This is a genomic window from Actinosynnema sp. NPDC004786 (assembly GCF_053601135.1).
Genome location: NZ_JBSGBG010000027.1, coordinates 22,947 through 34,505 on the forward strand (window position 1 = coordinate 22,947; position 11,559 = coordinate 34,505).

Genomic DNA, 11,559 nt, shown 5'->3' on the forward strand with positions numbered 1-11,559 from the left:
CGATCAACCAACTGAGGGAGTCCGGTGATGGACGGCGCACAATTCGCGGCCGACGACGGGAACGCGCCCGTGCTGCCCGCGGCGGCTCGCGGCGACGCGCGCGCACTGGTGTTCCACCTGGCGGCGGTGAAGTGGTCGATCGGCGCCCTCCGCGCCGTGGTGCAGCTCGGCATCCCCGACCTGCTGGCCGACGGGCCGGGCACGGCGGGGGAGCTGGCGGCGCTGGCGGGCGTGGACGCGTCCCGGCTGCGCCGGGTGCTGGCCGCCGCCGCGACGGCGGGCGTGCTGGTGGAGGACGGCGCGGGCCGGTTCTCGCTCACCCCGGCCGCCGAGGGCCTGCGCACCGGTGGTCCGGGCGGCTTCCGGGACGTGTTCCTGTTCCTCACCGACCCGATGATGTGGCGGCCCTACGAGGACGTGGCGCACACCGTGCGGACCGGCGAACCGGCGTTCGACCACCTGTTCGGCGAGCCGTTCTACGAGCACCTGCGCCGCGACCCGGTCGCCTCGGACCTGTTCGACCGGGCGATGGTGCAGAACGACGGGCCCGAGACGTACGACCTGTTCGACGACCTGGACGCGCGCCGGCACCGGCGCATCGCCGATGTCGGCGGGGGCCGCGGCAGTTTCCTGGCCGGCCTGCTGAGCCGCCACCCCGGGGTGACGGGCGCGGTGTGCGACCACCCGCTCGCGATCGCCGGCGCGGCGGACGAATTCGCCCGTCAGGGGGTGGCGGACCGGGCGGAGGCGATCGAGACCGATTTCTTCGAGAAGGTGCCGCCGGGGTTCGACGCGTACCTGGTCAAGCGCTCGTTGCAGAATTGGTCGGATGCCGAGGCAGTGCGCGTGCTGGCCCGCGTCCGGGAGGCCATCGGCGACGATCGTGACGCGCGGTTGTGGATTGTGAACCACCTTCTCACCCGTTCAGGCGTACCTGATCTCGGTAAGCTCTCGGATATCGAGATGATGTCCATTCTGGGTGGTCGGGAAAGAGGCTGGAGCGAGTGGACCCGGCTGGGGGCTGAAGCGGGTTTCGCGCCGGTCGGAGAACCGAGCGCGGGGCGTGTCACATTGTTGACGTTCCGCCCGATCTGAGCACGAACCGACAACGGACCGCGTACCGGGTCCGTGCACCGGCCCGCAGCGTCGCGGGACCGCGAATCCCACGGGGGTGGGAAGCGCTGTCGACCGCGGCGGACGCGGTGGCGGGACCACCGGCCGGCGGGCGTCCCGGCGCGCCCACACCCCCGTGGCCACGCACCCCTCGGCGGCGCCGCCGCGCGCCGGGGGGATCGCAGAGGCGAAACGACAGCGCCGTGCCCGTGGCCGTGGTGCCCGGGCGCGCGGATCTTGGGGGTGTGTGTGGAGCACGACGTCGAACGGTCCGCCGGTGCTCGCCGCCGTGTGCCGGCGGAGCGCCGACTGCCCGACAACCTCGGTGTCGACGGGTTGTCCCTGGACCAGGTGCGGCGGACCCGGGCCCGGCTGGTGGAACGGGGCCGGTGGGGTGAGGCCGACCAGGTGGTGCGCGAGGTGGTCGACCTGCTCGCCACCGGCCCGGACGGGGTGAGCGGGCCGCAGCTGGGCGGCCTGGTGTACGTGCCGGGAGGCCCGTCGCCGGAGGACGCGCAGTGCGCGCGCGTGGACGTCTCGGCCGTGCCGGAGGAGCAGCGGCTCGCCGCGCGGGCCGCGCAACTGGCCAACCGGGGCGTCGACCGGGCCGAGACGATCGCCACCGCGCGGGAGCTGCTGGCGCTGCCCGGCGTGCGCGACCCGGGCGCGTTCTGGTGCGCGATCCTCGCCCTGGCCTACGCCGACGAGCTGAACACCGCGATGGACCACAGCCTCCGCGCGGTGCGCAGCCCGGACGTGATCGGCCTCGGCGAGGCGCGAGGCGTGGTGGTGCTGCTGGTGGCGCGGTTGATGTGGTTGGGCGGCGATCCGGGCGGCGCGGCCAAGGTGCTCGCCGGGGCGTTGCGGCGTGACGTGTGCCGGCAGATCCGCAGCGTGGCCGTCGCGTGGCTGGCGTCCGCGCTGGTCGACGTGGGCGAGCCGAACCGGGCGCACGACCTGTTGCTGGAGCACGGGTTCGGCGGCGCGCTGGCCGACGTGCAGGACCGCGCGGAGCTGTTCATGGCGCGCGGTGCGGTGCGGTTCGCGCTCGGCCAGTACGACCGGGCGTTGGAGGACTTCCTGGACTGCGGGCGCGACCTGACCGCGTGGGGCGTGACCAACCCGGCGGTGGCGCCGTGGCGGTCGCGGGCGGCGGTGTGCGCGAACGCGGTGGGCCGGACCGACCTGGCCCAGGCGCTGGTGTCGAAGGAGATGGCGGCGGCACGGCGTTGGCGCAGCCCGCGCGCGGTGGGCCTGGCCTCGCACGCGGCGGCGCTGGTCGCGGGTGGCGAGCCCGCGTCCCTGCGCGAGGTGGTGACCCTGCTGGACGGCACCTGCGCGGTGGGTGACGCGCTGCACGCCCGGTACGACCTGGCCCAGGCGCTGGGCACGCGCGAGCTGCACGGCGAGGCGCGCAAGACGCTGGAGGCGGTGCGGGACACCGCGAACCGGACGGGGTACGCGCTGTGGTCCGGGCGGGCGGAGGAGGCGCTGACCAGGATGACCGTGCTGGACCGGGCCGGCGGCCTCACCCGGCAGGAGCGCAAGATCGGCGAACTGGCCCGCACCGGCCGCAGCAACCGGCAGATCGCGGAGGAGCAGTACCTGACCGTCCGCACCGTCGAGTTCCACCTGTCCCGCGTCTACCGGAAGCTGGGCCTGGCCGGCCGGCGCGACCTGAAGGCCATCCTCACACCGCTGTCCTGAGCCACCGGGGGGCGTCCGACACCGTTCGGACGCCCCCCGACCGGTTCCGCGCCGGGCCGACCGGTCGCGGGGTGGTCAGACCGGCATGTTCGGGGCCTGGTCGGGGTCGCCGTGGCGGACGCGGGCCGCCCGGGTGCGGAGGCGGTCCAGGAGGGTGATCGCCGGGGTCGCGGTGACGCCGTGGAGGATGATCGAGCCGATCACCACCAGGCCCACCACGCGCCAGACGGCGTCCTGGTCGGCGAAGTGCCCGGACTGCACCGCGTAGGCCACGTAGAACAGCGAGCCGACGCCCCGCACGCCGAAGAACGAGATGACCGCCCGTTCCCGCGGGCCGGTCTTGCCGCGCGCCAGGCCGACCAGGCCCGCGACGGGCCGCACGAGGAGCAGGACCGCCGCGGCCACCAGCGCCTCGCGCCACCCGACCCCGGCCAGCAGGCCCGTCACCGCCGCGCCGCCGAGCAGGAAGATGATCAGCACCGTCAGCATCCGCTCGACCTGCTCCACGTACTGGTGCAGGACGCGGTGGTAGCCGTGGGAGCGCTCGCCCGCCCTGATCGTGCACGCGCAGACGAACACCGCGACGAAGCCGTACCCCTCGGCCAGCTCGGTCAGCCCGTAGGCCAGGAACGTGGCGGCGAGCGCGACGAAGCCCTCCGCGTGCTCGGCCAACCGCAGCTTCTCCGACGGCGCGGCGAAGAACAGCTTGCGCAACCCCCACCCGGCCAGCAGACCGACGAGCACACCGCACGCCAACCGCCACACCACGTCCACGGCGAGCCAGTGCGGCAGCCACTCCTGCGGCGTGACGCTGATCGCCACGGCGGCGTAGGTGAACGGGAACGCCAACCCGTCGTTGAGCCCCGCCTCGGAGGTCAGCGCGAACCGCGCCTCGTCGTCGTCCTCGTCCCGGCTGTCCGCGGGCTCGGCCACCTGCACCTCGCCCGCCAGCACGGGGTCGGTGGGCGCCAGCACCGCCGCGAGCAGCACCGACGACGCCAGGCCCCAGCCCAGCGCGCCCCACCCGAGCAACCCCACGGCCAGCATCGACAACGGCATCGTGAGGCCGAGCAACCGCCAGGTCGTGGACCAGCCCCGCAGGCTGAACGGCCGGTTGAGCGCCAGACCCGCGCCCATCAGGGAGATGATCACGCACAGCTCGGTCAGGTGCAGGGCGAGCGAGCCGTGCCGCGTCGGATCGGGGTCGGGCAGCGAGTCGAAGACCGCGAACACCGCCGCGCCGGCCGCCAGGAAGACCAGGGGCATCGAGGCCGGCACCCGGCCCAGCACCCGCGGCAGCAACGCCGCCAGGAGCGTCGCGACCCCGGCACCGGCGTACGCCACGGCAGCCGGATCCACCAGCGACTCCTCTCGGCAGCCCCGCCGTCGAACACCCATTCGACAGGGCGTGCCCCGGACAGGTACCCCCGTGCCCGCCGCGCCAACCCTCCGACGCGACGGGCCGCTGCCCGCCCACGAAGCGGCGGGCAGGCCGCTCGACCGCATCACGCCCTGACCGCCCCCGGTGGCCGCCCCCGGAGGCGCCGCGGGCGACCGGGCCTGTGCTTGCGGAACTCCGGGGGAGACCTCGACGGCCGGTGCGACCGCCGGGCCGCCGCCGCCCTATTCGAAGAACTTCAGGCTCCAGCCGGTGTCCGCGGTCGGGCCGGGGACGTTGGCGCGGCGGTAGGTGGTGTTGCCCCACCAGACGAAGGTGCCGGTGTACCAGTAGCGGTTGTCCCAGTGGTAGGGCGTGCCCTTGGCCACGGCGTGGTACATCATCGGGAACTTCGGGCCGGCCGGCGGGCTGGTGGCGATGTCGCCGTCGAGCAGCGCGAACGTGTGGTGGCCGGGGCCGTTGACGTACAGGGTGGGGTCCCACCCGGTCATCATCGTGGCCCGGTTCGAGCCGAACAGGCAGCCGTTGGACTTGTACCAGTCCCACACGTAGGTGGGGTCGCCCCCGGCGCGCAGCCGCAGGTCCGCGACGCAGTACTGCTCGCTCCAGCTGCCGTTGGCCGAGTACGTGACGTGCAGTTGGCCGTTGGGGTCCTTGATGACCTCGGGCGCTTCGTTGATGAACGGGTCGCCGACCACCCGCTCCCACGGTTCGCGCGGCTGCGAGATGACGTAGCGGTTGCCGACCGGGGTCAGCGGGTCGGCCATGCGGGCGATGTAGAGGTTCTGCTCCACGTTGGTGGTGCACTCCCAGCCCGACCAGATGAAGTAGCGCTGCCCGTTGTACGTCACGGGCACGCCGTCGATCGCCCACCGGTCGCCGGGCAGGGCCAGCCGGACCTCGCGGGTGTAGCCGGTGTCCGGCGAGGTCGAGCTGATCGCGTACATGCGGTGCGCGGAGTCGTTGCCGGCCGTGAAGTAGATGTAGTAGCGGCCGTTGTCGCGGACGATCTCCGGCGCCCACACCGAGCCGAGGTTGTCCGCGTCGCGCCAGACCAGGCGCGCCGGCGCGGCGGCCAGGCCGTCCGGGGACGACGCCTGGCGGACCTGGATGCCGCCGCCGCCGACCTGCGCCGAGATGTAGTTGCCGCCGACGCGGATCACGCTCGGGTCGGCGGCGCGCAGGCCCGTCCGGCCCAGCGCGGAGAACCCGCAGGCGTCGGCCGCGTCCGGTTCGGCGGCGAGGGCGGGTGGCCCGGAGAGCAGCAGTGCGGCGGTGGCGGCGGCTGCCGCGAGTCGCCTGATCGGTGTCGTGGTGCGTCCGATGCCGGAGGAGGTGCGCATGGGGGCTCCTTGGCGGTGCAGGGAACCGCGCGTGCCCGCACGTCCTCCGGCGGCTGCGGTCGTGGGACGGTGGCGCGACAGGGAGGTCAAGACTAGCGAGCCGGACGCCGCTCCTGAAGCCGAGAGCGGGCAGGTCAGGGTGAGGGCACCCGATCGCCTGACGTGACGTCGTCCCGACCGGCCGCAGGCTCCCGGTCGGCGACCCGCGGGCCGACCAGCACGACCGGGACGGGGGAGCGGTCGAGCAGGCGGCGGCTCGTGGACCGCTCACCCGTGGGGGTGCAGCCGACGACCAGCAGGGCGGCGAGCCTGGCGTGGCGGAGGAGTCCGCTCACGGGGTGGGACCGGGCCACCCGCGCGTCGACCGGCACGCCGGGGTGCCGGCGTGCGCAGTCGCCCAGCACGGCGGGTGCGCCCGGCGTTCCGGCGGCGGGTCGCCCACCCGTGCAGCGGACCGCGCGCAGACCCGTGCCCAGCACCGCGGCCAGGGCGAACCCGGTCAGCGCCGTCGTCACGGCGAGGTGCTCGTCCACGCCGATCAGCGCGGGCAGGTCGCCCCGCCACGCGCCACCGGGCGGGACGGCGACGACCGGGCACCGCGCCGAGGCGGCCACGGCGAGCGCGAGAGCCCGGTCGGCCCCGGTCTGCGACCCGGTGACGATCAGGTCCGCGGTGGACGACTCGGCCACCAGCGCGTGGGCGACGGACGGGTCCGCGGCGGGGTGCCCCGGCGCCGGGCTCAGGGGCCGTGCCACGGTGGTGCCGTCGCCGCGGCGCCGGGCGTACGCCGTCGCCCACCGCGCGGCGTCGAGGTCGTCGAACTCGCCGGCCCTCCCGAGGACGACCCGCGCGACCCTGCTCGGTGTGGTGATCGTGGCGACCTCCGGTGCCTCCTGAGCACGCGACGGCGGGAGCCGCGGGCGTGTTCGGCGATGGTCCGTCGAACGGTGGCAGACCGGCGAGCACCCCGATAGGGTCCTACGACCCTGCGCCGCGCGTGGTCGGGCGACGGCAGCGGGGTGGCACGAGCACGGACAGGGTGGCCGAGTGCCGCCGGTCGGCGGTGACCCGGCCATCGGCCGGTGCCGCTCGGTCGGTGCCGCGTGCTCGGTGCCGCGTGGTCGGGTCCGGCGGCGCGTGGTCGACCGTTGCCGGCGGGGTGGCCCGTCACGCGGCGGCAACCTGGCCGCGCTCCTCCCGTCACACTGCCGTGTCCAGATCGGTGGCCGCCCTGTCGTGTCCCGGGCGCGGGCGCGGGTACCCGTGGGCGGTCGCGGGAGGTTCGTCGTGCGGGTGGTCCGGTCCGGTCGGGTGGAGGTCGGGTCGTTGCTGCGGGCGCTCGCGGGGCGCGGGCTCAACTACGACCCGGCGGAGGTGCGGGGGCCGGCGTGGACGTTCGACGTGCACCGGCACGAGTTGGGCCGGGAGGCGGTCGGGCCGCCGGTCGAGGACGGCGTGTGGTGGCGGGCCAGGGCGCTGGTGGCCGGGTACGAGTTCAGCCCGCCCGGGATCGTGCGCGCGTACTACGAGCCCGGCTCGCCGTTGGAAGGGCGGGACATGCTGCTGCAGGCGCGGCTGCCGGGGCTGCGGTTCCTGATGGGCGTGCGGGTGACCGACGTGCGGGACGAGACCGGCGGCGGGCGGACGACGTGGGGCTGGGGCTACCAGACCCTGGAAGGCCACCTGGAGCGGGGCCGGGTGGACTACTCGGTGGTCAAGGACCACGCCACCGGTCGGGTGGAGTTCGTCGCGCGCAGCCACTCGCAACTGCACCCGCGTGCGCCGTGGTGGATGCGGTGGGGGTGGCGGTTGTTCGGGCGGCGCGTGCAGCTGCGGTTCTACCGGCGGGCCGGTCTGCGGTTGCGCCGCCTGGTCCACGAGCCGGTGGCGGTCGCGCCGACCGCGGTGGAGCGGGTCACCGGATGGGGTGTGTGCGTGCCCGATCCGGTGCGGTGACGGCGGCCGCCCCGTCGGACGGGTGGCCGGTGGCGACCGCGGCCCGCCCTGCGACCGCCTCGATGACGAGCGCGCCGTCGCCTTGACGTGACCACCGGGCGGGATCCCGGCGTCGTCGGGGAAGGGGACGCCGTGCCCTGGGGCCGGGCGGTTCTCCTCGCCGCGGACGCGCCGTGCTGACCGGGAGCGTGCCCGGCACGGCTGTCCGCGGAACCCGTCCGGAGGGGGCACGACCATCCTTTCGGGACACGACGCGCGACCGGCGGTGACGACCGGGTGCGAACCCGGCCTCGTAGGTGTCGAGTTGCCGGCACGAAGGGGTCACGGCTCCGCAGGCGTGCGCCGGCCTGGACACACTGGCACCGGAAGCGGGCGAACCGGTCCGGCCACGGGTCGGGGAACGGGAGGTCTTCGGGTCGTGGACTTCGACGTCGTGCTCGGCATCGACTCGGCGAGCTTCTCCGCCGGGGTCGACAAGCTCAACAAGGACCCCAAGACGCACGCCGCCTTCTTCAAGGGCGACTACCGCAACGACACCGTGTCGGGCACCTGGGAGGTCGAGGGGAAGTCGCCCGCCTTCGAGTTCCGGCCACCGGACCCGGCCCGGTGGCGGCAATCGGTGAACGCCAAGGGCGAGCACCCGACCGGCGACCCGCCGACCGGCAACGTCTTCGTCCTGGCGATCCCGAAGCTGCGCCTGGTGTTCACGATCGACGGCGCGCAGGCCGACCTGGCGCCCGGCGTCGAGTTCTACGGGCAGGCGGCACTCGCCGACGGCACGTTGTCCATCACGCCGCTGTCCATCTGGGCCGACCCGTCGACCATGAGCACCGCCGAGAAGGCGATCGTCAACGGCCTGATCCTGCCCAAGGTGTACGACAAGCTGGGGCCCGTCCTGAGTGGCCACAAGGTGCCACCGCAGACCATCACCATCGGCGACCTCGGGTTCACGCTGACCGTCGTGGAGGTCCTGATCACCGGCGGACGCCTGGTGATCGTGACCACGGGCGACACCTCGACGGCCGTGCCGCTGCCCGGGGAGTGGCCCGCGAAACCGGTGTTCGCCGTGGTCAACCGCGCGTACGCGCAACGCCTGGCGACCGAGGTGGCGCGGGCCAACAGGAACAAGACGCTGTACGACGGGACCGAGAAGAACGACCGCGCCAAGCTCACGGTCCACGCGGTGCTGGCGAGCGTGGACGACATCGCGATCGACAAGGACGACGCCACGGTGTGGTCCGGAGCCCTCGACGTGGCGTTCGACGCGGTGGCCTCCTACCTCGGCATCCCGTGCGCGTTCAAGAAGTCCAGCGACAGCCTCTGACCGGACCCCAGGACGGTGACCACGATGCAGTACCGGGTGACCCTGACACCGCCGAAGCCGAAGCTGACGGTGAAGATCTCGGCGGACTCGGCCCAGAAGTTCTCCGCCAAGATCATCGACTTGGACTTGAGGGAGGTGCACCTGCGGCCGGACGGCAGCTGGATCGACAAGGCCCTGCTGGAGCTGGTCAAGTTCCTGGTCGACGCGGTGATCAGGAAACTGCTGCCCGCCCTCCGGGACAAGATCAAGGGCAAGGTCATCCCGGTGAACCTCAAAGACCCGATCGGCTACACGGTCACGGTCGGGGGCACGCCGATCACGTTCACGGCGAAGGACCTCGACCTCGGCACCCACGAGGGCAACCTGCTGGTGACGGGCAGGATCGAGGTGGGGTCGTGACGTCGCCCCGGGCGTTCACCGTGCCGCCACCGCCCGCCCTGCCGCTGGCCCGCACGGTGCGGATGCCCGAGCACGTCGGCTACCCGTCGGGCGCGTTGTCGCTGCGGTTCGCGGAACTGACCGTCGAGCCGGAAGAGGGGCCCGCGGCCGTGCCGGTGTCGGACGGCGACCGCACGGTCGTGGCGCTGCCCCCGCTGGTGGTGCGGGCCCGGTACGCGATCGACGCGACCCCCGACCGGGTGGCGACCGTCGACGGGGGCGGCGACCTGTCGGTGCTGCCGGCCGAGGCCACCGCGCCCAGGTCCGCGGACGAGGACGACAAGCACCCCGCGTGGCTGGACAACGCGCGCAACCAACGCATGCGGCTGGCGCAGACCGAGAACGGCCGCAGCCTGCTCAACCTGTACGGGCTGCACGAGGACGTGTACGCGGAGCTGTTCGACGAGAACCTGAGCAGCTTCACCCGTGACGTCTGGACCGTCAACACCGGCACGACGCACATGGCGACGGACACGCACGGCGCGGTGAAGAGCGGTGAGCCCGCGGTCAACGACCCGGAACGGCGCTACGAGGACCCCTTGGGCGGACAGGGCGACTACAACCACAACGCGTTCGTCCGGCAGTTCGCCGCCGCCAACTACGTCCTCATGCTCGATCCCGACTACGACCCGCTGGACCCGCCCACGTCGGGCAAGTACTACGACGCCAGCATGGCGACGTTCGCCTTCGGGGACCTGGTGGAGCGGACCGGGAACAACAAGGACCAAACCCACCCGATGACCCGCGAGCAGGTCTACGTGGCCGTGGACGACCACGAAGCCGACCTCCCCGCCATCACCGAGGAGGTCCGGCGTCGGTTCCCCGCCGTGCTCAGGCCGTTCGCCGACGACGTCGACTGGGACGGCTGGGACGAGCAGGAGCGCGAGCTGATCCAGCGGTTCCACCGCATGGCGTGGGAAGGCCGCCGGGCGTTGCGGGCGGCGGCCGTGCCGACGACGTTGTTCGAGGGCGCGGGCTCGGGTCGGATCACCGGCGCGGCGGCGGTCACGGACCCGTCCGGTGTGGTGCGGGTCGAGTTGCCGGTGTTCGACCTCGTGCTGGACGACGAGGGCTGGAGCGGCGCGGCGGCCGGGGTGGCGCGGGAACGGCTGGCCGCGGCGGGGTTCGTGGCGGATCTGGTGCGGGACGCGGTGGCCGAGCGGCTGCGGGTGGCGGTGGTGGCCGGGGATCCGGCCCTGGTCGGGGATCCCGGCCGGTGACCGCGACCGACGCGGTGCCGTCCGTGACCGCGCTCGGGTCGGGAACGGGGGCGGACCCGGTCACCGACGCGTGGCGGACGTTGCTGTCCGGTGATCTGGACCGGTACCACTCGCTGCTGGACAAGGCGCTGGCCCCGCAACGCGACTACCTCACCGACGCCGAACGCGCGCTCTACGACGGCGGGAAGAGGCTGCGGCCGTTGTTGTTGGCCCTGTCGGCGCGTCTGGTCCACGGTCCGGGTGGGTTGCCGGACAAGGTGGTGCGGGGTGCGGTGTCGTTGGAGATGTTGCACGTGGCGACGTTGATCCATGACGACGTGGTGGACGAGTCGGCGGTGCGGCGGGGTTTGCCGTCGGTGAACGCGGCGCGTGGGCCGGGCGAGGCGGTGATCGTCGGGGACATGCAGTTCGTGCAGGCGGTGCGGGGGTTCGTGGACTGCATCGACACCGGGCGCGACCTCGGCCTGGTGAAGTCGGTGCTGGACGTGGCCTACCGCATCTGCTGCGGCGAGCTGGACGAGCTGCGGGTGGACCCGTCGTGGCGGACCGGGGTGCTGGTGGAACGCTACTGGCGCACGATCGACCGCAAGACCGCCGTGCTGTTCGCGTTGGCCTGCGAGTGCGGTGTGGCGTTGGTCGACGGGCGGACCCGGGACGTGCGGCGCATCGGGCACTACGGCCGGCGGGTCGGGCGTGCCTTCCAGGTGATGGACGACCTGTTCGACCTCACCCAGGACGAGTCGGCGTCGGGCAAGCCGCGCGGGGTGGATCTGGCGCGTCGCCGGTTGTCGTTGCCGATCGTGTACGCGATGGCGGAGTTGGGCGAGGACCACCGGGTGAGCCGGTTCCTGCGCGGCGAGCTGCCCGCGCCGGAGGACGTGACGCCGTTGGTGGACGAGGTGCGGGCGACGGCCGGGTTCGCCCGCGCGTATGCCGAGGCGCGTCGTCAGGCGTTGGACGCGGTGGAGTACCTGCGTCCGTTCCCCCGCAACCCTTACCGCGACGCGTTGGAGCGCATCGCGTTGCACGTCGTGGACCGTGGCCGCTGACCACCACCGG

General features: G+C 73.6%; 10 protein-coding genes. 7 read left to right on the forward strand and 3 right to left on the reverse strand.

Going from position 1 to position 11,559, the window contains the following annotated elements:
- Nucleotides 1–27: 27 nt before the first annotated feature.
- Both ACWEFJ_RS23475 and ACWEFJ_RS23480 read left to right on the forward strand, forming a co-directional pair.
- Nucleotides 28–1,095 (forward strand): methyltransferase, encoded by a 1,068-nt coding sequence (locus ACWEFJ_RS23475; RefSeq protein WP_449715035.1) that lies wholly within the window; start codon nucleotides 28–30, stop codon nucleotides 1,093–1,095.
- Nucleotides 1,096–1,404: 309 nt separating this feature from the next.
- Complete coding sequence (locus ACWEFJ_RS23480; RefSeq protein WP_449715036.1) at nucleotides 1,405–2,820, forward strand: LuxR C-terminal-related transcriptional regulator; 1,416 nt, start codon at nucleotides 1,405–1,407, stop codon at nucleotides 2,818–2,820.
- A 75-nt stretch (nucleotides 2,821–2,895) separates the two neighbouring features.
- Here ACWEFJ_RS23480 and ACWEFJ_RS23485 read toward each other — a convergent pair whose 3' ends face one another.
- The 3 genes from ACWEFJ_RS23485 to ACWEFJ_RS23495 form a co-directional block, all read right to left on the reverse strand.
- Nucleotides 2,896–4,179, reverse strand: coding sequence for a cation:proton antiporter (locus ACWEFJ_RS23485; protein WP_449715037.1), 1,284 nt, complete (start codon nucleotides 4,177–4,179; stop codon nucleotides 2,896–2,898).
- A gap of 264 nt (nucleotides 4,180–4,443) precedes the next feature.
- Nucleotides 4,444–5,562 (reverse strand): glycoside hydrolase family 43 protein, encoded by a 1,119-nt coding sequence (locus ACWEFJ_RS23490; RefSeq protein WP_378085635.1) that lies wholly within the window; start codon nucleotides 5,560–5,562, stop codon nucleotides 4,444–4,446.
- Nucleotides 5,563–5,696: 134 nt separating this feature from the next.
- Nucleotides 5,697–6,317 (reverse strand): hypothetical protein, encoded by a 621-nt coding sequence (locus ACWEFJ_RS23495; protein WP_449715038.1) that lies wholly within the window; start codon nucleotides 6,315–6,317, stop codon nucleotides 5,697–5,699.
- A gap of 532 nt (nucleotides 6,318–6,849) precedes the next feature.
- On the opposite strand from ACWEFJ_RS23495, the gene ACWEFJ_RS23500 reads away from it, so the two are divergent.
- The 5 genes from ACWEFJ_RS23500 to ACWEFJ_RS23520 all read left to right on the forward strand — a co-directional run bounded on the left by ACWEFJ_RS23500 (nucleotide 6,850) and on the right by ACWEFJ_RS23520 (nucleotide 11,549).
- On the forward strand, nucleotides 6,850–7,518 hold the full coding sequence (locus ACWEFJ_RS23500) for a DUF1990 family protein (protein ID WP_449715039.1): 669 nt from the start codon (nucleotides 6,850–6,852) through the stop codon (nucleotides 7,516–7,518).
- A 418-nt stretch (nucleotides 7,519–7,936) separates the two neighbouring features.
- The gene (locus tag ACWEFJ_RS23505; protein ID WP_449715040.1) at nucleotides 7,937–8,842 is read left to right on the forward strand and encodes a hypothetical protein; all 906 of its coding nucleotides are present in this window, start codon (nucleotides 7,937–7,939) and stop codon (nucleotides 8,840–8,842) included.
- A 15-nt stretch (nucleotides 8,843–8,857) separates the two neighbouring features.
- The gene (locus tag ACWEFJ_RS23510) at nucleotides 8,858–9,241 is read left to right on the forward strand and encodes a hypothetical protein (protein ID WP_449715041.1); all 384 of its coding nucleotides are present in this window, start codon (nucleotides 8,858–8,860) and stop codon (nucleotides 9,239–9,241) included.
- Nucleotides 9,238–10,500: a hypothetical protein gene (locus ACWEFJ_RS23515; RefSeq protein ID WP_449715042.1), complete on the forward strand. Its 1,263-nt coding sequence runs from the start codon at nucleotides 9,238–9,240 to the stop codon at nucleotides 10,498–10,500. Before ACWEFJ_RS23510 ends, ACWEFJ_RS23515 begins: the two co-directional genes overlap by 4 nt.
- The gene (locus tag ACWEFJ_RS23520; protein ID WP_449715043.1) at nucleotides 10,497–11,549 is read left to right on the forward strand and encodes a polyprenyl synthetase family protein; all 1,053 of its coding nucleotides are present in this window, start codon (nucleotides 10,497–10,499) and stop codon (nucleotides 11,547–11,549) included. Before ACWEFJ_RS23515 ends, ACWEFJ_RS23520 begins: the two co-directional genes overlap by 4 nt.
- Nucleotides 11,550–11,559 lie beyond the last annotated feature (10 nt).

Coding starts and splice junctions, on each gene's coding strand:
- ACWEFJ_RS23490 (WP_378085635.1), bottom strand. CDS start 5,562: ATGCGCACCTCCTCCGGCATCGGACGCACCACGACACCGATCAGGCGA.
- ACWEFJ_RS23475 (WP_449715035.1), top strand. CDS start 28: ATGGACGGCGCACAATTCGCGGCCGACGACGGGAACGCGCCCGTGCTG.